Source organism: Burkholderia sp. M6-3 (genome assembly GCF_050858985.1).
Classification (GTDB): domain Bacteria; phylum Pseudomonadota; class Gammaproteobacteria; order Burkholderiales; family Burkholderiaceae; genus Paraburkholderia; species Paraburkholderia caledonica.
In genome coordinates this window covers 437,604-461,868 of record NZ_CP110092.1, presented here as the reverse complement: position 1 = coordinate 461,868, position 24,265 = coordinate 437,604, and the positions used below count along the sequence as shown (strand labels likewise).

General features: G+C 59.2%; 27 protein-coding genes. 17 read left to right on the top strand and 10 right to left on the bottom strand.

Annotated elements, in window-relative coordinates:
• Nucleotides 1–67: 67 nt before the first annotated feature.
• The 3 genes from ltrA to OH764_RS34750 all read right to left on the bottom strand — a co-directional run bounded on the left by ltrA (nt 68) and on the right by OH764_RS34750 (nt 2,939).
• Nucleotides 68–1,435: a group II intron reverse transcriptase/maturase gene (gene ltrA, locus OH764_RS34760; RefSeq protein WP_498851482.1), complete on the bottom strand. Its 1,368-nt coding sequence runs from the start codon at nt 1,433–1,435 to the stop codon at nt 68–70.
• Between the two features lie 474 nt (nt 1,436–1,909).
• On the bottom strand, nt 1,910–2,131 hold the full coding sequence (locus OH764_RS34755; RefSeq protein WP_498851481.1) for a hypothetical protein: 222 nt from the start codon (nt 2,129–2,131) through the stop codon (nt 1,910–1,912).
• Between the two features lie 13 nt (nt 2,132–2,144).
• Complete coding sequence (locus OH764_RS34750; RefSeq protein ID WP_498851480.1) at nt 2,145–2,939, bottom strand: hypothetical protein; 795 nt, start codon at nt 2,937–2,939, stop codon at nt 2,145–2,147.
• Nucleotides 2,940–3,508: 569 nt separating this feature from the next.
• Between OH764_RS34750 and OH764_RS34745 the strand changes: the two genes are divergently transcribed.
• The 9 genes from OH764_RS34745 (at nt 3,509) to OH764_RS34705 (ending at nt 8,042) form a co-directional block, all read left to right on the top strand.
• Nucleotides 3,509–3,937 (top strand): hypothetical protein, encoded by a 429-nt coding sequence (locus tag OH764_RS34745; protein WP_498851479.1) that lies wholly within the window; start codon nt 3,509–3,511, stop codon nt 3,935–3,937.
• Nucleotides 3,938–3,942: 5 nt separating this feature from the next.
• Nucleotides 3,943–4,212 carry a hypothetical protein gene (locus OH764_RS34740; protein ID WP_498851478.1) on the top strand — a complete coding sequence of 90 codons (270 nt, stop codon included), beginning with the start codon at nt 3,943–3,945 and terminating at the stop codon, nt 4,210–4,212.
• On the top strand, nt 4,209–4,499 hold the full coding sequence (locus OH764_RS34735) for a hypothetical protein (protein ID WP_498851477.1): 291 nt from the start codon (nt 4,209–4,211) through the stop codon (nt 4,497–4,499). Before OH764_RS34740 ends, OH764_RS34735 begins: the two co-directional genes overlap by 4 nt.
• Before the next feature lie 3 nt (nt 4,500–4,502).
• Nucleotides 4,503–5,717, top strand: coding sequence for a DUF1173 family protein (locus tag OH764_RS34730; protein ID WP_498851476.1), 1,215 nt, complete (start codon nt 4,503–4,505; stop codon nt 5,715–5,717).
• Between the two features lie 55 nt (nt 5,718–5,772).
• Nucleotides 5,773–6,267 (top strand): hypothetical protein, encoded by a 495-nt coding sequence (locus OH764_RS34725; protein ID WP_498851475.1) that lies wholly within the window; start codon nt 5,773–5,775, stop codon nt 6,265–6,267.
• A 26-nt stretch (nt 6,268–6,293) separates the two neighbouring features.
• Entirely contained in the window at nt 6,294–6,605 is a 312-nt protein-coding gene (locus tag OH764_RS34720) for a hypothetical protein (RefSeq protein WP_498851474.1), read from the top strand.
• 28 nt (nt 6,606–6,633) lie between these two features.
• Nucleotides 6,634–7,056: a DUF7682 family zinc-binding protein gene (locus OH764_RS34715; RefSeq protein ID WP_498851473.1), complete on the top strand. Its 423-nt coding sequence runs from the start codon at nt 6,634–6,636 to the stop codon at nt 7,054–7,056.
• Nucleotides 7,057–7,154: 98 nt separating this feature from the next.
• Nucleotides 7,155–7,823 carry a Lar family restriction alleviation protein gene (locus tag OH764_RS34710; RefSeq protein WP_498851472.1) on the top strand — a complete coding sequence of 223 codons (669 nt, stop codon included), beginning with the start codon at nt 7,155–7,157 and terminating at the stop codon, nt 7,821–7,823.
• 81 nt (nt 7,824–7,904) lie between these two features.
• Nucleotides 7,905–8,042: a hypothetical protein gene (locus tag OH764_RS34705; protein WP_498851471.1), complete on the top strand. Its 138-nt coding sequence runs from the start codon at nt 7,905–7,907 to the stop codon at nt 8,040–8,042.
• A 436-nt stretch (nt 8,043–8,478) separates the two neighbouring features.
• Here OH764_RS34705 and OH764_RS34700 read toward each other — a convergent pair whose 3' ends face one another.
• Complete coding sequence (locus OH764_RS34700; RefSeq protein ID WP_498851470.1) at nt 8,479–9,606, bottom strand: integrase domain-containing protein; 1,128 nt, start codon at nt 9,604–9,606, stop codon at nt 8,479–8,481.
• A 1,200-nt stretch (nt 9,607–10,806) separates the two neighbouring features.
• Between OH764_RS34700 and OH764_RS34695 the strand changes: the two genes are divergently transcribed.
• The 3 genes from OH764_RS34695 to OH764_RS34685 all read left to right on the top strand — a co-directional run bounded on the left by OH764_RS34695 (nt 10,807) and on the right by OH764_RS34685 (nt 12,669).
• Nucleotides 10,807–11,826, top strand: a complete 1,020-nt coding sequence (locus tag OH764_RS34695) for a PRTRC system protein D (RefSeq protein WP_408179031.1) — start codon at nt 10,807–10,809, stop codon at nt 11,824–11,826.
• On the top strand, nt 11,823–12,203 hold the full coding sequence (locus tag OH764_RS34690) for a hypothetical protein (RefSeq protein WP_498851469.1): 381 nt from the start codon (nt 11,823–11,825) through the stop codon (nt 12,201–12,203). The genes OH764_RS34695 and OH764_RS34690 overlap by 4 nt, the downstream gene beginning before the upstream one ends.
• Nucleotides 12,204–12,435: 232 nt before the next feature.
• Nucleotides 12,436–12,669 carry a hypothetical protein gene (locus OH764_RS34685; protein WP_088176759.1) on the top strand — a complete coding sequence of 78 codons (234 nt, stop codon included), beginning with the start codon at nt 12,436–12,438 and terminating at the stop codon, nt 12,667–12,669.
• A gap of 67 nt (nt 12,670–12,736) precedes the next feature.
• Here the strand turns inward: OH764_RS34685 and OH764_RS34680 are convergent, their stop codons facing one another.
• From OH764_RS34680 to OH764_RS34660, 5 genes are all read right to left on the bottom strand, one after another.
• Nucleotides 12,737–12,958 (bottom strand): hypothetical protein, encoded by a 222-nt coding sequence (locus tag OH764_RS34680; protein ID WP_408236157.1) that lies wholly within the window; start codon nt 12,956–12,958, stop codon nt 12,737–12,739.
• Between the two features lie 103 nt (nt 12,959–13,061).
• Complete coding sequence (locus OH764_RS34675) at nt 13,062–14,147, bottom strand: primase/helicase family protein (protein WP_498851468.1); 1,086 nt, start codon at nt 14,145–14,147, stop codon at nt 13,062–13,064.
• A gap of 271 nt (nt 14,148–14,418) precedes the next feature.
• Nucleotides 14,419–15,198: a hypothetical protein gene (locus OH764_RS34670; RefSeq protein ID WP_498851467.1), complete on the bottom strand. Its 780-nt coding sequence runs from the start codon at nt 15,196–15,198 to the stop codon at nt 14,419–14,421.
• A gap of 11 nt (nt 15,199–15,209) precedes the next feature.
• Nucleotides 15,210–15,644, bottom strand: coding sequence for a hypothetical protein (locus tag OH764_RS34665; RefSeq protein WP_498851466.1), 435 nt, complete (start codon nt 15,642–15,644; stop codon nt 15,210–15,212).
• A 107-nt stretch (nt 15,645–15,751) separates the two neighbouring features.
• A complete protein-coding gene (locus OH764_RS34660) occupies nt 15,752–16,063 on the bottom strand; it encodes a hypothetical protein (protein WP_498851465.1) in 312 nt (103 codons plus the stop codon).
• A gap of 388 nt (nt 16,064–16,451) precedes the next feature.
• Here OH764_RS34660 and OH764_RS34655 point away from each other — a divergent pair, with 388 nt between their 5' ends.
• The 4 genes from OH764_RS34655 to OH764_RS34640 all read left to right on the top strand — a co-directional run bounded on the left by OH764_RS34655 (nt 16,452) and on the right by OH764_RS34640 (nt 21,273).
• Nucleotides 16,452–17,126, top strand: a complete 675-nt coding sequence (locus tag OH764_RS34655; protein WP_498851464.1) for a nuclease-related domain-containing protein — start codon at nt 16,452–16,454, stop codon at nt 17,124–17,126.
• An 800-nt stretch (nt 17,127–17,926) separates the two neighbouring features.
• A complete protein-coding gene (locus OH764_RS34650) occupies nt 17,927–18,505 on the top strand; it encodes a glycosyltransferase family 9 protein (protein WP_498851463.1) in 579 nt (192 codons plus the stop codon).
• A gap of 468 nt (nt 18,506–18,973) precedes the next feature.
• Nucleotides 18,974–19,465, top strand: a complete 492-nt coding sequence (locus tag OH764_RS34645; protein ID WP_498851462.1) for a putative pterin-binding protein — start codon at nt 18,974–18,976, stop codon at nt 19,463–19,465.
• Nucleotides 19,466–19,500: 35 nt separating this feature from the next.
• A complete protein-coding gene (locus OH764_RS34640; protein ID WP_498851461.1) occupies nt 19,501–21,273 on the top strand; it encodes a hybrid sensor histidine kinase/response regulator in 1,773 nt (590 codons plus the stop codon).
• Here OH764_RS34640 and OH764_RS34635 read toward each other — a convergent pair.
• A complete protein-coding gene (locus OH764_RS34635) occupies nt 21,257–22,117 on the bottom strand; it encodes a helix-turn-helix domain-containing protein (protein ID WP_498851460.1) in 861 nt (286 codons plus the stop codon). The genes OH764_RS34640 and OH764_RS34635 overlap by 17 nt on opposite strands.
• Before the next feature lie 718 nt (nt 22,118–22,835).
• On the opposite strand from OH764_RS34635, the gene OH764_RS34630 reads away from it, so the two are divergent.
• Nucleotides 22,836–24,155: a hypothetical protein gene (locus OH764_RS34630; protein ID WP_498851459.1), complete on the top strand. Its 1,320-nt coding sequence runs from the start codon at nt 22,836–22,838 to the stop codon at nt 24,153–24,155.
• Nucleotides 24,156–24,265: the final 110 nt, after the last annotated feature.

Below are 24,265 nucleotides of genomic sequence, written 5' to 3'. Positions count from 1 at the left end.
CGGCCCGACCCCTCCCACACCACCGTGCATACGGGTCCGTACACGGCGGTTCGGATCAGTTGATCGACTATGAACCGACCGATGGAAGCCCAAGCGAGCGGAAGTAGCGATTGGACAGGGCGATGTTCAGCGCAGGGCTGCAACTGAGCCGCCATACCCCGTGAGGTGAACCCACCGTCTGGGCAGCAAGATGACGGCTAACCCCGCGCGCCGTCAGTTCCTGGAATCGGGCAGGACTGTGCTTCCACTGCTTCCAGAAGAAGCAGCGCATGCGCCGTCTGATCCACTCATCCAGTTTCCGAAGCACGCCAGGTGTCTCGCAGTATCCAAAGTAACCACGCCAGCCCGTCAGATATCGCTTCAGCGTGCCGATCATCTGGTCGACGCTGATTCCGCGCGTGCGTTGAGTCAGCTCCCGGATTCGATCCTTGAAGCGGGCCAGCGCCTTGGGTGCAATGCGCCGTGTGACCTGTTCCCGGTTCGAGAAGGTGAATCCGAGGAATTTACGCGTGTGTGGACGCGCGACCGCGCTCTTCGCCTCATTGACCTTCAGCTTTAGCTTGCCGGTGAGGAAGGCCTTCAGCCCCGCCATCACCCGCTGGCCTGCGCGTTCGCTGCGTACGTAGACGTTACTGTCGTCGGCGTACCTCACGAAGTGCAAGCCGCGCCGCTCGAGCTCGCGGTCGAGGTCGTCGAGCATCAGGTTGGATAACAACGGTGACAGCGGACCACCCTGCGGCGTCCCTTCGTCCGTTGCGCCAACCAGCCCGTTTTCCAGCACACCCGCCGTCAGGAAGCAGCGGATCAGTTTCAGTACACGCCTGTCGCCAACCCGCTTTGCGACTCGACTCATCAGAATGTCGTGGCTCACGCGATCGAAGAATTTCTCCAGATCCAGGTCTACAACCCAGCGATACCCCGCCTGAATGTAACCCTGTGCGCGCCCTACCGCCTGATGTGCCGAGCGTCCCGGACGGAAGCCGTAACTGGAATCCGAGAACGTCGGGTCCCACTGCCTTTGCAGTACCTGCAACACCGCCTGCTGAACAAATCGGTCAAGCGCAGAGGGAATGCCGAGCTTGCGCACGCCACCTCCATCCGGCTTGGGTATCTCGACCCGTCTCACAGGTTGCGGCCTGTACGTGCCGTTCAGCAGCGTGGCCCGTATCGACGGCCAGTGCTCCCGCAGGTACGCCGGCAGTGCATGAACCGTCATACCGTCCACGCCCGGTGCACCCTTGTTCGCTTTCACACGCTTCAACGCCTGCTTCAGGTTCTCCCGTTCACAGACTTCTTCCATCAGTCGGTCACAAGCCGACGGGCTTTCAGACTCGGGGTTCGCCGCCATAGGTTCAGCCCCTCGATCAGCAGCGCTCAGGGCTTCACCCCTGCCTCCGCGGTCAAGGACGCGATGCGTTTTCTGCTGCGCTCCCATGTCGAGTTCTCCGGCTTACTTGCCGCTCCTCTCCGTTTGGGCCTTCAGGCGTCTCCGCCCTACTATGCCCGCTGCTGACTCCTGCACAGTGGTCAACGTCCCTCGCGGTCCGTTCAGTCCTGATTCCAGGACACCGGGCAGGTCTCCCGAGGTAAGCTCAACCGCCTTCACCACACACCTGCCAGATTTACCACCCCGGCCCTTGATGGCTATGGACTTCGCAATCACTTGCTTGCTCGTCCGGCCGGGTAGGCCTCATATCTGGTTTCTGTTCGTCAGGTCGTGGCTTTGCTACACGCTTCTTTCAGACCCCGCCTCGCGGCGACGCCCTTGCGTTTCGCTAGTCCTTCACCACCATCAGGTTGGACAGGGGACTCGCACCCCCAAGCTGTTGCGCATGCTCGGCACACAAGAAAAGGCCCGCGTGGAAGCGGGCCGAAGAAGGAACGCCGGACGTATCCGGCGGGTTGGGAACTACAGGTGATAGAACTTGCGAACTGCACGCCGACGGGCGGCAAACGGCTGGCCGCCTGTCACATCCAGCGGCGCGCGCTGCACGACGTGTCGCAACGCCGCAGCGCAGAACATCGGTGAATAGCACTCGCCTGCGCGCACGATCCTGAGCAGATCGTTGGTTGACAACGCGTACGTCCTGGCGACGTAGCGCGTAAAGAGATAAACGCGGTGACGGACCATGATGAGCCCCCGATCAGTAGCGGTCACGCGACGCCAGGTAGTCGGCACCGAATTCGCTGATAAATAGCGAAAGGGCATCGCCCACCTGATGCGAGAACTTGAACTGCCATTTCTCGTTGTACATCACGATGTCAAGGCCGTTGAAGCAGACCTTCTCGCGAGTCTCGAACTCATAGTCCAGCAGTCGCCCGTGCGCCAGCTCCGATGCAAGTACGTCGAAGCCGGAATGCCCCGCGAAAGCAGCGAGACCGCGCGTGATGTTCACGACAGTCTGCTGTGAGTGGTAGGTCGCCTTGCGTGCGCTGGAGCGGTAACACGGCTCACTCCAGATCCGGCCTTCGCACACGATCGAGCTCGACGTCCGCTTGATCTCTGAATTCGGCCGGATGTTGAAGCCGTCGATGATCGACTTCGCCGCCTGCATCAGGCCAATGCGCTTGCCGGCGTCGCCGCTATAGGTGCGCTCCAGGTGAGCCCAGAACGCGTCGAAGTCCGGACACTTCCCGGACCTGAGCGCTTCGTGAATATCGATCGATGCGTTAGCGAGTTCCTTGCTGTCTTCTATCTCAAGGCGTCCACCGGGCGGCGAAAACCGTCGCACCGCCTCGCGGACAAGCACGTGAGAAAGTCGATTGCAGAAGTCACTCAGTTCACGCTCCGTCTTGTATTCGGATCGCGTCTCAGCAGCACAGTACGAGTACTGGCCGTCACGAGGAAAAAGCGCAGTTTCGGCCGCACGAACTTGAAGATAGGCAGCTGCGGCCTTCGTCTGTGCATCCTTGAACTGCTGGACAAGTGCCGTGTACATGGTGTTTCCCTCAATGGAATTGACGGGACACCACGCCAGAGCGGGATGATTCCCGTCTGGGTTGAATGAGCGGCCGCAAGGAGCGGACGTCAGATGAAATGCGCAGAACGCGCGGTCAGTCGATGCGCGTACGCGCGGGTGATGGGTAAACAATACGGCGTGCGACGCCGTCGTCAGGGCCGAATGACGGCGTTTTCACATCGTCTCTTGCGTGCCTGCCCCTCGGGTTATCAACATATTCTGGGGACAAGCATGTGGATAACGTGCCTCTCGAAAAACTGCGGGCTCGTGTGCTTCACGTCTGCGCGACGCGGCTCCGCCAGGCTGATGCTGTATCGAACCTCCGCCAGATCTTTACCCATGGGCAGACTACTAACGAAGAATGACGCTGTTTTCCCGCTTCTTTTCACGGGTCGCATTACATTGCACTTTCGAAATGCCAGTCGTTTCAGCAGTCCGGTGCAGAAAGGGCGGCGATTTACGGTCTCTTTGCAAGCCGCGCGACGACGCAGTAGTCGGAAAATTTAGACCGTGCCCGCCCTTGATGGGTGAACCTTCTGTCGACTCGCATGAAATTTAGTCAACGCGCCACGCTGTCCATCCTCACCATCGCCGTACTCACGTCGACGGCGACGATCGGCCTCGCTGGAATTCAGTTGCAACCCCAGCGCGCAGCGGTGGGCGTCGTGATTGATACGGCAATCGTCTCTGAACTCACAGGCGTGTCGGATGCGATCCGCGATATGCCGCCCGAACTTCGGTCCGGTGTCCTCGCCCGTCACGATGTGGGCTCCGAACAGGCACTAGCCCAGTCACTTGCCGCACAGCGTGCGAACCTTGTTGTGGCGGAAAGAGAACGCGCCGAAGAGATTGCCGCGCGCGACAAGCGTGCAATCTGGCTCATTGGCCTGGCCGTGTTCAACACATTCGTCATGGCATTCGGCGCGATCTCGCTCTTCGACGCGTACGGAACAAAGCGCCGGCACGCGCGACCGTGACCCGCATGCCACACGCGACAGACCAGCTACGCCCTGCCACGGGCTATTGCATCGAGACCCGCGCGTTGGCGCTGTCCAACGGCTATTTCCCCGGCCTCGTGCTCGAGCGCACCTTCATCCAGAAGCACATCGTTGATGGCGTGACTTTCCTCGAATTTCAGAACGCGACAGGCGTCCGCCACGTCATCGACGTCTCAACCATCGAGCGCATCATCCCGCTGGGGCGGATGGCCAGACACGGTGACGCTCTCCGTACCGCGGATGTCCAACCATGATCACGATCGTCTTTGAATTTGTCGATACGACGCGTGGACAAGCGGTCGGCGGCGCCACGGCGCTAGGACTCCCGGACTGCTGGATGGACGCACTCATCGGCGATGGGTATGTCGAGCAGCGCGACTACATTGCACCCGGCATACTGCGACGCATCGTTGCGCGCTTCCCGACCCAGCACCACCTGGACCAGTTCGCCAGCAGCGTTCGTCAGGTGAGCAAGCTGCTCGGGACACACGCCTTTCGCGGCAACGTAGGCAACACGTGGCCGGGTTTTCTACAGAACTGACAGATGACAAACGTCCGATTCGATGGCCTGGTGACATCCCTCGAAGAGGTGCAGGACAATCCCGCACGCTTCGCGACACGACTCGAACGCGCGAAGCGGACGTCTGGCTACGCCGAGTGCCTTTGCCAGAGCGCGGGCGGGGGCAAGCCGCTTCGACTGGTCGTTCGCCGCTACGGCGCGCTCTTCCATCTCGCGCGATGGCCAGACGAAGGTGTCTATCACAAGCGGGACATTTGCTCGTTCTTCGCCGAACCCACCGCATTGAGTGGCGCTTCTGGCACCGAACAGGAAGCTATCCGCACGACGCATTCGGGACTTGATGCAAGACTAGAGGTGTCCCTGACGGTGCGCACGGTCGGCACCGTTAGAAGCGAAAGCTCACCCGGCGATAATTCGCGCGCTGCGTCGCGTCGATCCGCACCGCTACTCGGTTTTCTGCAGCGCGTGTGGCAAGACGCTGGCCTGAACCATTGGTCAGGCGGAGCGCAGCGCAACTGGGGCACCTGCAGTGCACAGATTCTCGCCGTGCTCGGCGAAGGGAAGATGAACGGCAAGCCGGTGCAGGACGTCGTTCACGTCATGCGGCGCTATGAAGAAGCTGAACTGCCGACCATCAAGGCTGAGTTCGACGCCTTCCTGAGCCGGATCAGGACCACGCCGACAGAGTCGCGCCGCGGCGTCGTGATCGCGGAAATCAAGGCCATCGATCCTTCAAAGTACGGCTTCATCGTTCGCCTGCGTCAGACGTTCGAGACGTTCTATGCATCGAAAGCGCTTGTTGAAAGCGCTGCCCGTTCTTACCGGCACGCGTGGCCGATGATCGGCCAGCCGGAAGCCCGAGTCGTCGCCGTGCTCGTAGTTGAACGCACGAAGGATGGCAATCTGCGCGCGGTCGATCTCGCCCTGCAGCTTTGCAGCCGCGCGTTCATAGCGTGCGACTCGAGCTACGAAGTTAATATGGCGAACCGTCTTGTGGACGAGCGGCGGCGGTTCGAAAAGCCGCTACGGCGGGACGAGGGCGACGACATGCTGCCCGACTTCCGTCTCACAGACACAGCGCGGCCAATCGCAATCGAGATCTATGGCATGGAAGCTAACGACGCATACCGCGCCCGCAAGTTGCAGAAGCAGGCCATGTACGCTTCGCACCGTGAGCCATGCGTCGAATGGGTTCCACCGTCGCCGCTCGCCTCGGTCGTGCTACCGTCGCCGGCTTGACTTACTGCCGATGCATATAGGGTGAGGCAGATATAGCCCGAACAGGATCGACAAAATGGAATCCAACTCTTTCTTTCTCCAGCGCGCTCTGGCCCGCGGTACTGACTGGCACGTCAGCTATCCGGCACTCTGCATGGCAAGCTCGACCGATCCGGTCGACGAACGGCGCAAGCAGATCGTCGTCGCCGCTGCGGACGACACAACCGTGCGGATGGCCTTCTTCAGCTCTCTCGGCGCGATTCTCGACTTTCAGGCATCGTGGGACGAAATGGACGGCGCCACGCGCGGCTGGCTGAAGTTCACCACGCGCTGGAATCGGTGGTGGCTTCCGGAGGTGGCCGCGCTCGCAAGCATGGAGCGGCACGCCAACACGCCAACCGATGTGCGCCTTGCCGTCGGCAGCGGCCGCGTCGCGCCTTCTGACACGGACGCGTTCCGTCGTTATCTTGACACGATCGAGCAGCACTACAGGCGCGACGAAGCGATATCGCGCAACCTGTTTGCGCCCGACGTCGCTTTTGACATACAGTCCCGCGCCCTCGCCCCATAAACCCGTACTTTACCGCCCAGAAGCGCATGAGCAGTGTCCTCCCGTTCGCGCGCATGCGCGTCACCACAGACGATCGCACGCACCGCCCCGGCGAGTGCGCCCATCGCAATATCCGCCTCGACCCGCGCGGCGGAATCGTCACCTGCCGGGATTGCTCTGCCACGCTCACGCCCTTCTGGGCCCTCACGATGCTCGCTGACCAGTACGCCGTTGCACTCGCTCACATAGAGCGCCTGGAAACGAGGCTCGCGCGAGCGGACTCACGCATCCTCGAACTGTCGGCCGAACTGGATTTCCCGGCGGCGCACGAAAGACCGTCCGATCCTTCCTCAACCTGACCTTGACTGAGCGCTGCTTCATGGTCGAATGGTGAACCATCAACTGAAGGGCATCACCATGAAGCGACACTTCCCTTGCGGGCACTCGGGCAAAGGCAAGTACTGCCATACCTGCGTCGCCATCACCAAAGCCAGGGAAGCCGAGGCGCTCGCGCGACGGCATAAGCGCCTCGCCAGACAAGAACTGGCCGCAGCCGACCCGATCGACCTGTCCTGCGTGGCTCACCTGCCATCCCTTCAGAAAGAGGCTCGATCGATCCTCACGAAAGTGCGGGACGGCACTCACCCTTGCGCCCTCAAGGGAAAACCGATCCGCTCGTCGAACCGGCAGCTTCTCTCGGTGCCCGTCGGATACGCCTACCGCCTGGTGTTCGACTGTGAGTCATTGCGTCCTCTACGCCTCCTCTCGCACGAAGCGTACAACCACGCAGCTGACGCCCTGAGCGGCTGACTTGCCGCAATTTGTGTTTATTGCTGTCGTTTTGCCCAGAAGCACTGGTCGGCAGACATTACAATTCGACTATAAATACACTGTCCCCAGGAAGCGCCATGACTGATGAACTTTTCCCCTGCGCACACTGTGGAGGCAACTGGGCGTTCGGCTGGTCCCAACGAGTCATCGGGGGCCGAATCAGGCCTTCAACGGATTTCCTGCAGATCAATTCCAGCACCGCCCCCGTGATGAACGATATGGAGGCGCGGTCGCTGTCGGAGCCGCCGACCGAGAAGCTTTGCTGCATCCTGTGCGACGACTGCGGGATGCAGACGCCGTGGATACCTGTCGGCGACGACAGACACGCCGCACTCGATGAGGCCGGAAAGATATGGAATCAGCGATTGAACCGCCCGGCTGCGACCGAGGGCGAATTGCTCGATCTCGTACGCAAAGAAATCTCGCCGATCGACGCGCCGTACATCCTCGATTTACTTAGTCGCACAACGGAGGACTGGGAGAAGCGCGGCCCGATTTTCTCAATGCTCGCGCAGAAGATTGTCGACGGGAAAATCACCACGCGCGATTTCTGGCCGATCGAACCGGTGCTCGAGGATGCCGCCCGTTATCGCACGCTGCAGCAGATGGCGCGCTTCGTCTACATCGACGGTGTGGCGTCCGTTCAGTTCCCACGCATTCCGGCGACCAGTGGTGACGAGGATTGCTCTTTTGAGACCCGGGTCTCAGCCGCCGTTGATGATCTCCCGGATCGCAACCGCTGGTGACTTGACTTCGCGGGAGCGGCGCCATACTGGACTCAACTCTCGCCACATCGGTGAGCGAACAACCGCCTGTCGGAGAAAAACATGTCCCCAGTCGAATACATTCGCGCCGCGTACCGCCATCGCGAAAAGCTCGTTCCGCAGCTACTGACCGTGCTGGCCCTCGCAGTGATTTTCACGTATCACGCGCTGACCAGTCCGGTCCTTGAATGGCTGCGTTAGGCAAAACCAGTCCAAATAATTAACCATGGTTATTTTTTTTCAAAAACGGACGTCACCAAGTGCCTGATTAGCCGACCTTTTTTTCCGCCAACCTTCGTTCCAAAAATGTAATTTTGTAATTTTTTTTGGAACAGCGACCGGCTGCTTTTCCCACAGCAGCTGAGGATTCCCTGCTTTGTCGGGTCATCCGCAGGAGGAGTAGGCGGTTCCTCTTCGTCGCACTGCGGTATCGGGCTATTAGGACAATGCGCTCCATAGCCGCCTTCCGCACCTCGCGATCTACCGGCTCCGTGGTTGCTTGATCGGCGCGTGAACGCCGGCGATCCGCTATCCCTTTGCTGTATGCACTGGTGGCGAACACCGTGGCTCGCCGCGCCGATACCCGCCCCGGGGTAGGACGGCGTCAGGAAAACAACCGGACCAACCGCCCCGCCATTCACTTCTCTAACAGCCTGTAAAGCGCTTGACGCGAGATTCCCATCGCGGCTGCGGCGCGCGACTTCACCCCGCCTGCCGTTGCGACGGCCTCGAGTGCCATCTCTTTGGTAAGCGAGCTCGTCTTCTTCGCAGCCAACGCAGCGTGCGTTGAGAGATAGGCGTTTGCTTTAGTCGCGCGACTGTGACCTGCCGCCTCAACAACGCGCTGCATCGCCGCCTTGTGTGCCTCACGATCCACGCGCTCTGATGGCATCTTGATCGGCGCTGCAACGCCAGTAATCCGCTCGTACATTTCCTGCAGGTACTGGTGACGCAGACCGTGGCTGGTAACTCCAATTCCCGATTCGGTGACGCCGTGTTTGGCCAGCACCTTGTAATAGCGCCACTTCCACTGCTGTTTGGTCATGCCATGCGGGATGGTCGAGCCGGTAAAAGGATTGGCCAACGCGGCAGCTTCTTCCAGTACCGAAAATTTGAAGTCGATCGGCACCGCCCGGTCACGGCCGCCTTTTGTCCCGCGGGTTACGCTCAAAAGGCCATCGTTGCGCACGGCCTCGGCGGGGCGCAGAAGAAAGCTCTCTTCCACGCGCAGCCCAAACGCCGCCTGAAGCTTAAGCTGAACTGCGACGCGCGGATCTGTTTCTGCAATCTCCTCGATCTTCGCTGAGGCGTCGACGCCGTTTCCTACCCAGGACTTATCTTCGAGCGCCACATAAGAGCGCACGAGACTATTCGCTTCTCTGTCGGCATATTCAGACAGGGTTCCGATAAGGTTCGTCTTTCCCATCCAGTCAGCGAGCGCTCGTAAATAAGTCAACTTGTTCTCAATGGTGCCACCGCTGAGGCCGGACTTGATCCACAGGTCTACAAGGAACTTCACGTGCTTCTGCTTCAGCGCATACGGCGATTGGAGCGCATAGCCGTTTTTCCGAAGCTCTTCAAAAGATCGGCAGATCTGCTGCGTCCGATACATCTGGGTTTTGATGGAGAGAGGCTTGGCGCTAATTCGCGTGCGACTGTGCACCTTCTCGACATTCTCCAGAAAGAGGTTTTCAAGTACCCCTTTAAAGTCGGGCGGCAACCGATAATCGCGCAGCACTGCGCGCACATTCAGAATAGCTGACATCCTTACAACCCCATGAGTAGCACCGGTCAAAGCGTTGTACAGCGCCTTGCCTCAACGCAGCGTTCGAACATTTTCCTGATCTTTTACGGCTTGCTCCCGGTGCGCTGCGCGCGAGACGCTGGGAGCCTATCCCCGCATCAACCTGTCGCGCTGCGCGTCGCGTTCCCCGCCGGGTACAACCTTCCTGTCCTTTAGCGATTCCATCGGTTCAGCCCCGCACGTGGAAGAGACGTGCATCGACTGTCCATCTGCTGCCTGCTGCGAGGCACCACGCTCGCGCGCAATGCCTGCCTGCGATATCTGCTTTCCCTCCATCACCGAACCGGACCTGCCTTTGCAGGGTCCATCGTCGTTGATCGGGTCCGCTGTCTCGCAGGTCGGGCCACAGCGCTTTTCGCTCCGCGATCCCGACTCCGCCGACTGCTCTAGCTGCCGGACCGGCCTGTGACACGTTTTCACGCGCCCGCGTGCGCCGTCTCTCGACTCGCACGACTGTGGCCAACCGTCCGGCAAACCGTTTGCGCTGTTTTTTCTCCGGCCGCGCCCGCCGTTCGTCTTCCGTACAGGGAAGTGTTCGCTGTAATAGCGATCACTTCCCCCACCCCAAAGTCCGTTCAATCCGCCGCGGTGTGTCGGGCTTCATGCAACGGTCCCAGCTTCGTGTGCTGAAAGGGTGCGTCCAATGCTGACTCAAGCGTGAGGTATGTCCGGTTTCGGACGTGTCCGGTGTCCGGCAACTCAGCTCAAATCGCAAAATCGGGCAAAACCGCCCGCAAACCCAATGGATATCGCTCGTCCGGTTGCCTCAAATCGCCCCGGATTGCTTTTGATTTACTTCAGAAAAAGGCCGCATCAGATTGCGGCCGTGGACAGGAAGGGCTTTCGCCAGGCAAAGCGATCCCTTCAATGGTGAAGCTTGGAGGTCGATGCGCTGATCGCGCGGTGGGTAACGTAAATAATAGCCGCGCCCGCCGCTCTCTGAATTTCTAAAGCTCCCTAAATGTTGTGAGCTTTAGCTTTCTTGACTTTGCTCCACAGCCGATAGAGTTGGAACGTCACACGCGGTCTTGGGGCCAACGTTGGCCCAAGCTTGGGCCAAGAAAAAAACGAAGTCTTCGCGGCAACGATATTTGGCCCGAACTCGGCCCCTGCTTGGCCCAAGCGCAGGCAATCAATGTTCAACAACTCTGGAGAGAGTCAATGAAAGTATCAGTATTCGCAGTGGACGTCGGCTACGGCAACACGAAAAGCGCGTTCCGTATGGGTTCAGACATCGCCACGCAAATGTTCCCGTCGCTGGCGCCCATCGCGGTCAGCGACGCAGTGTCGGGCTTCGGACAGGGCGTACTGCACGCGCGCAAGGTTGCGCCAATCGAGGTAGACGGCGCAACCTATGAGATCGGTCCCGGCGTAGAACTGTCGTCGGCTTACGGCAACGCGGGCCGGACGTTGTCGGAAGATTTTTGTCTCACCGCCAACTATGCAGCGCTGCTTGGTGGATCCCTCCATTTTGCCGGCGTGACCGAGGTCGAACGCATGGTGCTTGGGCTGCCTGTTCACAGCATCACCAAGTACTCCGCGCATCTTCGCGACGCGTTCACAGGAACCCTGAACTTCGGTCATGGCGAGATCAAGGTCGGTTCGGTCAAGGTCGTCCCGCAACCCCTTGGATCGCTTGTCTCCTTCTCCGAATATGGGGGAAGCCGCTTTGATCGTGAGAACGCCCACCTCGTCATTGATGTCGGTTACTTCACGACGGACTGGGTGGTCGCTCACGGCTTTACGATGAATGACCGTCGCAGCGGTGGTGCTCCGGGCGGGGCGTCACATGTCTATAAAAGCATTGCGTCTCTGATTGCGAAAAAGGAAAGCGAACCGGTCGACGACATTGAGCGCATCGACAAGTGTCTGCGCGAAAGGAAACCGCTGTTGTTCTACGGCAAAGACATCGACCTCGCCCCATATCTTGAACAGTCGCAGGCTGTCATTAATTCAACGGTCAAGGACATGCAGAACCGCGTTGGTCGGACCGCTGATCTGCGCTCAATCGTACTGACGGGAGGCGGAGCGGCCCTGTACGAACCGGCAATACGAGCCGCGTTCCCGCGGGTACAGCTCGACGTGCTGGAGGCCCCGTGCTACGCCAACGCCAAGGGGTTCCTGATTGTCGGCGAGGCAACGCTTGCCCGCGAACGCAAGGCGCTCGGAGCCGCTGCATGACTGGCAAGGCACTGGTCAAAGTCACGCTCAACGAAGCGACAGACCCAGATCTCTTCGCCTACATCAAACAATTTGATAACGAGCGCCTGCGCGCCGGCGCACTTAGGGCGTTGGCACGAGCGGCGCTCAACGGCGGAGGACCGAGATGCGTCGAACCCGCCCTGCTTGACGCGCCGTCCGTGACCGGCGCGCCGACGGCCCGGCGCTCCTTAGACGCAACAGATATGGTAGAAAGCCGTCCCGTACCTACACTCTCTACTGGAGCCGCGCCGTTGGCAGCCGTGCAACCAACACAGCGGCCCGCTGCCGATCCGTCGGTCGCCGGCGCCCAGCGATTCGACACGGAGGCTATCGCCGACCAGTTCGCCGGGTTCTAGTGGCGGCCGATGGCCTTGACTTCGCGCCGCATTTGCGAAGATAGGTCATCGGCCTGCATGACGGGCCTTACCAATGGAGTAGGAACAGTGGACCTCTTGCACGTACTAACTAACGCGGACTGGACTCGGGCCGCGCGCTTCTGGCTCCTGGTGGCTGTGGGCGTTGCTGCCTTAGAGTCTTCCTATCATCTGCGCGGTGCGGTGCTGTCGTGGCTTCGCAAGGACAGCGATCATGCTTAACAAATTTTGGAGTTTGGATCCCCTCGCGCGCCGCGCGATCGTTGCCGCCGCGCTTTTTGGCTTCATTGCCATCGACGTTTTATTGCCCAAATGCGATCTCACCGTTTCGGTCTTTATGATTTGCGGCATCGCATTTCTTTGGGCGATTGGCATACTGCGCCCTTTTCTGTTCATGATGTTTCTACTGTTGAAGATCGTCTTCCGAATCAAGACCTCTCCGTGGTGAACCAATTCATCGACTCAGGGCGAAAAAAAACCCGGCCAATGGCCGGGTTTGTCGCTATGGGGTTGAGTCAATGCAATAAGGCGATACCGCGAGCTCGACCCTGATAGCGAACGCAATAAGTCCACGCGTCGTCCAGTTCCATGCCTGTCTGCTCGGGCTTCGCATTCACTGCCTGACGCCGGTCGATCACATCGTAAGCCTGCGCTTCTGACTTGCCGACTCGTACTGAACCATTCTTGATGCCCGACGTCGCAACAATCTCAAACCGGCCAACAATCATCTTGAACATGCTTCTCTCCATGAGGAAAGCCCAGACGGAGCGCGGCCCCGGCGGGGACGAATCCCCACCGGGCGGTTAAGAAAAACTACTAGGCGGGAAAACCCGCCGTTAATCAGACATGCAATGCCTCGCACGTCCTGCCAAACCGTGCAGGAACAGCAGGGTCGCGAGACTTGGCGGATGACGCCAGCCATTCATCCGCGAAGTCGGTTCCACGGAGCTTTGGCCGATGAACGATCGCGATGTAGCCGTCGGCGCGAAGACGCTTGGCAAGCGCCAACGCATCAGCCATCCCAGGCGACTTCCTCGTCTTCGGATCGACCGCATCAAAATCCGCGAAGATGTGGACTGCGCGGATTCCAAGGCCTTCTGGAACAACGAAGTCCGAAAGCAGCACGCGGTTAAGGCAGTACCAAACCGGCACGCCAGAAAGCATGTGCGCGCCGAGCACCGATTCCAGCCCTTCGCCCACACCGATCTCGCCGTTAGCCGGCTCCATCAGCCGGACTGCGCCGCCGTTTAATCTGTGCAACGTCACGTCGTTCATCTTTGAAGGCAGGACCTCGCCATCGCTAGTAACGATCGTCGCCTTTGCAGGCTGCGACCGGTCGAGGAACGTTCGGTGAAGTGTGCCGAGACGTCCGTCGGGCAGCGTGAATCTGGCAAGGATGCCGGGCCACTTCCCGATCAATTTCTTTTCGTGCCGACATTCGAGCATTGCCAGACGGAGTGCCGGCGACGAAGGAAGGTCGAGGCCGGGCACACGCGCACGCAGATACCTTGTTATGAGATCGTCGCGGCCGTGAGCCACTGCGCTTTCCCACATCGATTCGAGCCGCTTTCGCGCCCATGCCGGATCGGCCTTGCGACCGGGCGAAGGCGCAGCGCCAGAGAACCCCGGTGAATTACGCGCCGGCGCCGGAATGCCGCCGTCGAGTTCGATCATCAGCTCCCGGAAGGTTATCCCCGCTGTCTTGCAGATAAGCTCGAAGCCGTCTCCGGCTCGCATGTTTCCTTCGTTGCATTTACGGCACACCCAGTTGCCGCGGCCGCGCTTGTTGTCATAAGTGAAGCGGTCGTTGCCGCCGCAGATGGGACAAGGCGAGCCTTTCCCCGTCAATGAGGTTGCGGGGACTCCATACTTCTGGAGCAACGCTACCCACTGTTCCGGGGACAGCTTCAGGTCCTTAACATTCATATGTCACTCCAGTGGTGGTGTGGTTGAGGTCGATGCCTTTACAGGCGGTGAAACCGTTGCTCAGAAAAGCCGTCCGTTACGCGCAACTCACGCGGAACGGCTTTTCTCAGCAAGGGGGCGCTGCCGGTTGGGAATAATGGGAAAGATTCGAGGGAGAAGAACTCACCTTTCGCGCCTGGCCACCCCGCAAGGGATGGCCACAGCAGCGAAAAGGTGAGCAAATACGGGAACACAGGTGAGGAAGTTCGGGATCAGATGCGCTGATCGTCCATCACGACTTCTTTTTGATAGACCACAGCCACTTGTCCCACAGGACCTGAGCGCCCGTCCCGTCACGAATGCGCTCCCCGCGTGCGTTGACGGCGGGCACCTTCGTCTTGCCGAGTCGCCGGACTTCGACGCGATCGCCAGGCCGACATTGCGTCTCCGCGATTGCGTCGCGCAGGCCTTCGCCCTGTAACAGACGGGTCTGCCCACGTTGCTCCAGCGTCAGGCAGAACGACTCGTAGGTCTTGCCGGGACGCTTGCCGTCAGGGAACTCGCGCTCACCCCACTCCGTTACGACGCCGTAGTGCGAACGTTCCGTGCGAGGTGCGCCCGGCGCTTTTGTGGGCGTTGCCAAAGCCGGTGCCGCATTCTCGATCACGACTGGTGCGGCAGCTGGCTTGACCTGCTCGCGTGCACGGGGACGCTCTGCCTCCGCAGCTTCACGCTCGCGGGTAACGTGCGGAGCGGCTGCCACGATCGCCGCAGCGATCGCGTCCCTCAGCGGACCCGGATGTTCCTCAACGACCGCCCAGTGAGGTTCGAGCGACGGTACGAGCTTCATACCGACCGGCGTATCGCGCAATTGGTAATCGAAGGCCGGACGAAACTGGACGACTACGTCACCTTCGTCGCGAAAGAGCCGCGCCTCGCCAGCGATCATGATCTGACGCTCGTTGCTGTCTCCCTGGCCTACCACTATCGGCGCGGGTGCTGCCGGCGCTGATACAGGCTCGGTTACGCCGAAGAGTCCGTTCAGGACTTTGCTCAATGTTGTCGCTGTCATTCTCGGCTCTCCTACAGCAGGGAGCCGAAGCAGCTGCGACGAACGTCTTCCATGTCGCGCTTCAGCAGTGGATTACTGACAATGACGTCCTGCAGGATCTCGGGGTCGACCCCGTTGATGAGGCAAACGTACCGATACGGCAGAGCGCCGTCCCAGAACTCCATCACCCAGCCGAGCGTTGCCCGGTAGTCGTCGAGTTCAAGCTTTTTGCGGTTGCGAAGCCTGTCGCTCAGGAGCGTGCAGCAGTCCATCAGCGACTCGGGCATGTTGTCGCCGCGACGACTGTCAGTAGCGAGGCCGACAAGTGCGTCGACCATCTTCTCTCGCACCGCTACGCTCCAGAACTTCGGATCGGGAAGCGGCTCAGGCTTGACAGTTGGACTGGCAATGATTGGCAATTCACCGCCAAACATATCGAGTTGCCACGCCGTGATTTCGGTTTCCATGGGTTATCTCCGGTGAACGGGAACCCATGCCCGCAACGGGTCGGTTCCCGTTGGGGTGAAGTAGCAAAGACGCCCCAGAGGGCATCTTTGCGTCAGTGGCGGGCCGACTATTCGGCGGTGCCGGTTTTAAGCGGAACAACGACAGGCGACTTCGCGTACTGTCGTTTGATAGGGGTTACAGACGCCGTCGGGACTGCTTCAGCCTGAGGCTGGGGAGTCGCCGACGTTGCTGAACCTTTGTCGCTCGATTCTTTGTCGTCTTTCATCGTCTTGCGAATGGATGTTTTGACCCACTGGTAAGCAACGAAACCGACGAAAAGAGCGGCGAAAAACGAGTGCATCGCGAACCAAAGGCTGAAGCACGTAGCAAAGAACAACATTGGCGAACGCGTCGCCTTCATCAAGAACAGCTTCGGCATTTTTCTCTCCAGAAAAATCAACGCACTAGGGGATGTCCAGGGCTGAGGCACTGGACCGTTTCGATGCTCGTTCGAGCAGGGAAATCGGGCGCGCGGAGAGACGCTTTCCTCACGGCTCAGTTGAGTCGTGACAAAAGCAGCTATCGGCGGAAGTGAGCAGATGGATAGGGGCCGGCCGCTGGTACAGAAAAGGCCAAACACTCAGGTCGATGCGTCGAAGACGCGGGGATAGGAATTACTTTACGCATCGCCTCGCGATTCAGCGGGGGTAAAGCTCCAAAAAACATGTGCGCTTTCGCGTTGCCACTGCGAACTCGGCGTCTTCCGCGGCCTTGACTTCAATCAGAGCCTGTCAAGCTGGTCTCGTCATCAACGCTTTGGGGCAGCAATGCTTTTCAAAATTCTTCTGGGCGTAGCCGTATGGCAATTTCTGATCCGCAAAAAGCGTCCATCGTTTGGCGGTCTGTTCCGGCACAAGCTCAAGGACCACAGCGCTGCGCGCGGCGAGGCAGGCGAAGCCAAAGCGCAGGCTGCGCTGCGTGAGAACCTGATAGCGCTCTGCGGCGCTGACTACCATCTCTTCAACGGGCCGATCATCATCGAGCACGCGCCTGGTACCGACTTCCCCACCGCTGAGATTGATCACCTCGCGGTGACCCCGTTCGGGATCTTCGTGTTCGAGACGAAGAACTGGTCGGGTCACATAAGTCCAGCGGACGTCCCCGGTTTCCTGACGCGGACAGATCGCGACGGTAAGGCACAGCAACGCCGCTCACCGCTTGAACAAAACAGGACCAAGGTCGCGTTCTTCCGCAGGCGGTTGCCCGCATTGTGGCCGGTGGCCGGCGCCGGACTCCTTGTTTCGGATGATGCGCACCTCAGTCCAGCGCTGCATTCTGACCTGCTTTCTCTTGACGACCTGCCCCACTGGCTTCGCGCACGTCGCGACAACTACAGCGGCATGCCACTCGTTGACGTGCACAAGGCGGCTGCCGGGATCGAGCTCCTGATTGACACTTCACATGCCGCAGTCGCCACGCATTTGACCCGCGTAGCGAGGTAATTGTTACCAACGAAAGCAACCGGCTATGTTTGTTGCCCGGAGTTCTTGAAACGGTCGTCGCAGGCTAACGACTTAGCTGATCGGCACGCGCAAGAAATGCCCTATACAATTTCGGCCGCCAGCTACATTCATTGGTCTGATCGCGTCACACTGAAACCGCCGCGCTGGTTGCATTACAGCTACGCGAAAGACGTCGCAGGCGTGACAGCCATTAACAACGCGCGGATCGAAGCCGTCGCCCGACAAGGCCCCGCGCTCCGGGGCTATGCAACCCGGACGACCGGCGGCTTCCAAGTAGGGGCGCGCGCAAAGCAAGCTAAAAGAGTGCCATGACTTTTCTTTCGCCCGACGAAGTACTTTTCCATGCAGGCTCCCTCCTCTCGACGGACGGAGATCTCGTCGCTCCATATGACCTGGAATACGGTGAGGCTCCGCTCACGGCTCACTACCCGTCGACGGAGCTTCCCGGCGTCGTGAACGCGAACACCGCGGCTTTCCGGCTTGACTGGCGGGATGTATCAACCGTCCACGTAATAAATGGTATGGGAGTGACGCTGGGAGATTCCATTATTGGCCTAACCGCCATACATGCGATAAAAACGCGGTTTCCTCACCTTCGCTTCCACATCTACCGACCGTCACGAGCCCCCGAGTATGTCAATCGAATCTACACCTTGGCGACAGGGATAGTAGTAGACCAGTGCGAGGACTTGCCGCTCCCAGCTTCGCGGCTGCCGAGCGGAGAAACGGTCATTGACGTCGGCAACCACCTTTTTTGGCCCAGGTTTGCCGATACACCAATGATCGATTTCTTCATAGATGCCCTAGGCACCGACCCCGCAACGATTGCGCCGTCGGACAAACAGAATAGGTGGCTAAGCGCGCTCCCGCGGCAAGGTTTAAAGGCAAGGCCAACCGACCGGCCGTACGCCATCTTTGCACCCAATGCCAGCACCCCGTTGCGCAGTATCCCGACAAGCGTCCATTATGATTTGGTCGACGCGATCGCCAGCAGATACGGAATGCCAGTCCTCGGTTTTGCGCCTGTACAGCATCCTTCATACGTCGACGTTACGAAAGACAGCGTCGCAACGGACACATTCCTCGAATTTATTCGCGGTGCTTCGTTCGTCATGACCTCTGACACCGCGGCAGTTCATATCGCGGCAGGATTTGACGTCCCTACAACAGCGTTCTTCTCGAGTATCGAGCCCGAGTTAAGAGTGCGCGACTATAAGAATTGCACGGCCATCAAAATTGAAGTGCCGTCGCTGCGATCGCTTCAGGCAAGCGGTCGGGACTCGGACCTGCAGCTGTTGGAGGGGCGTTTCAGGGTGATTGTCGATCAAGGCTTGGAACTGCCCGCAATCAGCCAATAACTAGCGTCGAGCTTGCTCCACAAGCAAGTTCGCGATCGCCTCCCTCTTTCGCATGATGAGCATGAAGTCGTGATCCCCCTCTTCACTATCGCGGGGCCATAACCGCCGTGCCAGCTCGCCCAGCAGCCGAAACTCCGCATGACGGGAATCATCCGCTGCTACGCCACTCGACTCCTCGAGCTCGAACTCCCGCTGTAGGGCCTCCAGTTTCGACTGGATGTAAGTGAGCAATTCGAGCGTTGAAGCAGCTGGCGATGGCGCAGACATTGTTCGGACCTAGCGGAAGCTGTTGGCAAGTCGACATTTTATCGCAGGTAGGCTACTCGGGAAGCTGACTGGGCCAGCCCTTGGCGTCCCTTGGGCGGAACCGCTTTGGCCGGTCCTCAAGCGCCGCGCATATTTGCCGTTATAAAGCACGCGGCCACTGTCGGTCGCCGCAGTCCTTGGTAATTGGCAAGATGCCCTGATATGAAACGACTCCCTGCTATCATCACTCTCGTTCTTTCGCTCTGCTCCTCGTTGGCGACCGCCTCGCCCGCAGCGACGTTGACAATTGACGGCAACATCACCCTGGCAAACGTCGCAGGCAAGCGACAATTCGAGTTTCGGGACGCCGACCTCAGGGCGCTGAAGCAGACGGCGATCGTTACTTCGACAAACTGGACAACGAAAAAGACCTTCCGCGGGCCGCTTCTGAGCGAGATCCTCAGTAAGGTGGGCGCGAAAGGCACGACATTAGATGTCTGTGCGGTTGACGAATACTGTTATACCGTGCCGGTTTCCGATGCCGCCAAGTTCGGGGTAATCCTTGCCCTCTCAGCCGACGGCCAAGACTTGCCCCGCGATAGGTTCGGACCTATTTGGGTCATATACCCCCGTGATTCATATCCTGCAGTGCTTAATAGCGCGACATACGACGCGCGGTTCATATGGCAAGTAACTCGGATAACCGTGAAGTAGGCGCTTCTGGACAGAGACAGACAACAACAAGGCGCTTGCTGGTACTGCTCCTGACGGCGCTCTTGGTCGCCATTGCGGGCTGGAGCTATGCGCTGTATGACCTCTTGCTCGCGCCTTCCAGCATTAGCCGGACAGTCGGGCCGCAGGAAAATCACTATTGGACAGTGGCACGGTTTCAGATAACTGCACTGCTCGCAGAGCGCCAGCTACTCCTGTTTGAGCGCGGCGTCGCACCGGACGTCGACGAATTATCAAGACGGATCGACGTGCTGAAGTCTCGCTACGCGGTGATGGCAGATCGCTCGGACGCGGCGGATATGCTTGCGGCTCTGCCAGCATTCAAACCGACAATGGCCGCGCTAGGTGAAGACATCCGCCGCATATCTGCGCTCGTACCATCGCTGGTGCGGGATCCTCAGTCTGCCGATCAGCTGCACCCCATCTTTGAAGACATTCGTTCGGTAGGCGACCAGTTAGCTCGTCAAATAGGCGAAGCTGAGGTCGCACACCGAGACCGTGTCTACCGAGATTTCGTCATCAAGCGCCAAAAGCTTTTCATAGCAAGTGTTGCTGTGGGTGTTGCCGGAACCGTTCTGCTCGTACTCGGCATCATTTATGAACGACGCCGCAGAGCGTTTGCAGCACAACAAGCAGCCACAATCGAGGCCGAGCAACGAGCTAATCGTGCCGCTGCTGAGGCGATCCTTGCTAAGAACGCGTTCCTTGGCGCTGTCGGTCACGAGCTACGCACTCCGCTTCAGCGGATTACCACTGCCATCGAGGTACTGACAAATTCGGCCGGTCAGCCGGCGAACGCGAAGGTAATGGGCCAACTTGACCGGGCAGCTCGACAGTTGGAGACGCAGATGAGCGATCTAACCGACTTTGCAAGACTTGACTCCGGCAAGCTCTCGCTGAAACCAGCCGAGATCGCCCCCCTTGAAGAGGTTGAAGCGGCCGTTGAGGATCTTAGGGGTACCGCGCTGCGCAAGGGTGTCCATCTGGAGACTGAGATTGAGCCCGTCTGGGACGTCTTTCTGGCAGATGCGACGCGGTTGCGTCAAATCGTGACCAACCTCGTCTCGAACGCCATCAAGTACACGGGCGGCGGAGGCATGGTTCGAGTAAGCGCATCTTTGCAACCAAGAGAGGCAACCGCCTGCTTGCTTGTCGAAGTCGTTGATACGGGTCTTGGGATTCCTTCCCACTTGGTCGAAGAGATATTCAAACCCTTTACGCAATTGCCGTTGTCGCCGGGAGGGCGCCGCGAAGGCGTTGGAATGGGGCTCGCAATCGTGAAGGGGCTGGTCGAGGTGATGGGAGGGCAAATTGAACTCCGCAGCCGTCCCGGCGAGGGGTCGACATTTACTGTCCGCCTCCCTCTGGGAGCGGTGCTGCATAGACGGCAGCCGGCGAAAGCCCCGGCTGTGACTGACGGCCCAGATCCGCGTGTGCTCGTCGTCGACGATCAGGAGTTTTCGCGTGAAGCGTTCCAGGACATCCTGGCAGCGCTCGGCCTGCAGTGCGATGCCGTCGCCAGCGCGGCGGGCGCGCTGGAAAAGCTCGCCGCAACCCCATACGACGCTCTGGTGTTTGATATCGAGCTCGCCGAGACAACCGGGCTAGAATTGGCAAAACACCTGCGTTCACATACAGGGTTGAACCAACAAACACCGATAATCTGGGTGAGCGCGACGCCGCCAGAATCCCATGCGGAGCCCGACGGCGCGCCCTTCGTGCATTACTTGATCAAGCCCGTAAGAGTCGACGAGCTTGAGGAAGCGTTAATGGCTACACTGGGGCGCTAGCAACCTGAGCCTTGGCTTTCGCGACCTCTTTGAGAGACCTGACGAGCTCGGCCGCAATGATTTCCACCCTGTACGGCTTTTCGAACGGGGGCTTGAGGCCATATTCAACCATCAAGCGTGTGATGTCGGACTCGTTCGCGAGCCCGCTGTCTATGTTTCCGGTGAGCAGCAATATTGGCGGGACCTCCCCGGCGGTCCGACGTATAACCTTCACGCAGTCTTCTGCGGTCGCCCCGCCCAGATACCAATCGATTATGTACCCGTCGAAGGTTCTCTCTCGTAGCTGTGACTGTAGCTTTTCAACGCCCGCCAGCGTAATGGTCTGAAACCCCTTGCTGTCGAGGACCATCGCGATGAGTTCCGCAGTGTCATTGTCGTCATCGATGATGGCGATACGCGGCGCATTCGCAGCCTGTACTGGCCGGATTACGATTTCCTGGATGGCGATCACCGCTGCGTCAGGCGCCCGGGACGCCGGATAAACGCTCCAGCGGTCGTGCTCTCTAAGCGCAAGATAATCCGGCCGGCTGAGCGGGCCCGGCGGCGCTCCGACCTTCACCATGCAATCGATTTCACCATCGTTGAAACGCAGCACTGCGCGTTCGAGTTGCGTTTCGCCCGGATCGTCGAGCAGCGACGACGCGCTTTCCTTCATTGCGGAGGCGATCGCAAGTATGTCATCCAACGTCCACTGCAATTGCCCATCAAGCTTTTTGTAGGTGGACTGCGGACTGATCTGGAGGAGCATTGACAGCTGCGCTGCGTGCTTGCGATCGGCTACGCCGTGCCGCCGGAGCATGCTTTTTACTCGCTCGGTGATGGCAAGCGACTCTTCCGGCTTCATCCAATCTCTCCTCTTTGTTGTGTTTTCGTAACACCTTTTCGGAGCACCATTTTACCTCAGTCGCCCTCACGGCGAAAGAATGAGGGAATCTTCTACCTGTTTTTTCGCTGAAGAGGCGTTTTTTCGCTAGTCTATTACCGCCAACATCGCTAGAATCGCCTTCCAAGCGATACCGCTTTACCGTCTTTATAGAACGCTCGGCGCGGACCAAGGGCCGACGGAAAAACCAACTCTGCGTAGCGCGACCAAGCTGCGCGACATCAACACGGGGAAGTGCGATGTCATCCTTGACGTCGACGTCAGCAACCAGATCACTCTTCGGCGACACAGCATCCGGAGCGCACGTTTGCGGACATCGTTGCGAGACTGCTCCGTGTCCGCGCGACCCTAACGCTGCTCCGCGGGTCCGAGCTGGAATCCCGCGGTTAGCAATTGCTTCCCAGTCCTTAAGAGCGCCAACTGCGCGCTCGATTGCCGAGAGGCCGCATAAAAAGTGCCCCTTTTGCACAATTGCCGACTTGCGCAGCCGTTACTCTGAAGACAAGTCCCCCGCCCTTCTTACGTCGGCAATTGCCACGAAGTGGCAGCAGCGACAACCGTCCAAACGCAAACCATGCAGTGACAGCGCCGCATCGCGCCGTCCAGTCTCACGAACAATCGGCTCAATCTGACGACGACAACCAGGGTGTGTCGTTCCTATCAACTTCTGGAGAGAAGAATGCAAAATGGCAAGACGTCCAGCCCCGATCGCCGGCCCAATGGGCGCGGGCTGGTGCCGGGATTCGCAACCAAGGGCTCACTGCCTCCGACCGACGCTAACGCTGGGCAAATGGTGCCCTTCGACCCGCTGGACGAACTAGTTTTCAGCATGCAGGACCCGAAAGCTGCTACCCGCGACAAGATCGCGGCTGCGGCACGCGACGTATTCGGCGGCGGCCCAGAGGCCACTGAACTGGTGGCCAAGCTCGTCGAACACATGATGGCCGTCTCCGAGTCCCGGGAGAAGGTCGTCTCAGAACTGATCATTCTGGGAGGACACCTCCAGCAAATGATGACGGAGGCGATCAACCATCACACCGGCCGGGTAGGTAACACCCCAAAGAGTCAGAGACGAGGCGCTCAACTGTGCTTTGATTTCTTCGAACGGGCCATGAAGCTGACGCGGGCTTCTGCATACAATTACATGCGCTGTCACATGAAGTTTGCGGACAAAGCCGAAGCTGTGCAGATGTTCAGCTTTGGTGAGCTAAGGATACTGGCCGCGGATGACGTAACGGATGAGCAGATCGAAGCTGTCGTCAAGCAGAAACAGGCGACGCCAGATATGTCCCGCGAGGACGTGGCGAAGCTCGTAAAAGCGCTCCGGCTGAAAGAAGAAGAGATCGCGGATAAAGAAACACACGTGGCTAACATCGAAGGTTTGCTCGCTGACAGCAAGCTAGCACTCGATCAGAGCGCGCGGGAAAACGGCCATTTGAAGCACACGATTGCCGATCACGAACGGGCAATCCTCGAACAGGAGAAGAGCATAGCCACTCTCTCCGAGATGCTTGCTAAGAATTCGGCGGGATATCCGGCCCTTGAGAAGGCGTTGGCCGACAAGAACAAAGAGTATAAAGAGCTGGCTGACAAGTTTATGGCGTTGGAAAGCGCTCCGCCAAAGGTAGAGCGAGTCGAAGTTCCGATTGAAACGCTGCCGCCATCGTACACGTCGCTCAAAGAAGCGCTGGACAGTCTCTCGAGCCAGTTAGACGAGAAGGTGAGGGAAAAGCAGTTGCTGGACGCGCGGAAGGCGGAACTCGAGGCTAGCCTGCGTGAAAGCCAAGCCGCGCTCGATGCTCGTATTGCGGTCAAAAACGCTGTAGCCGAGCTCACCACGTCGTGGGCATCGATCGCTGCAAAGATGGCAACCGTGCAACTGGCGGTTCAGGCGTCGGCAGACCCAACCGAATTCAATTCGACCCTTGAAGCGATCGCCGCGACGATGCGCAAGTACGTGTCGGAAATTGAGGCAGCTCTGCAGCGCACGCAAGGCTAAGACGTTGTTACCGGGGATGAGCGGCTCACGCCGCTCACATAGAGTACGAAAAGAAAAAATGCATAAAGTTAATCTCTACGGCCATAGTGAGCCGCAAAACCTTCTTCTCT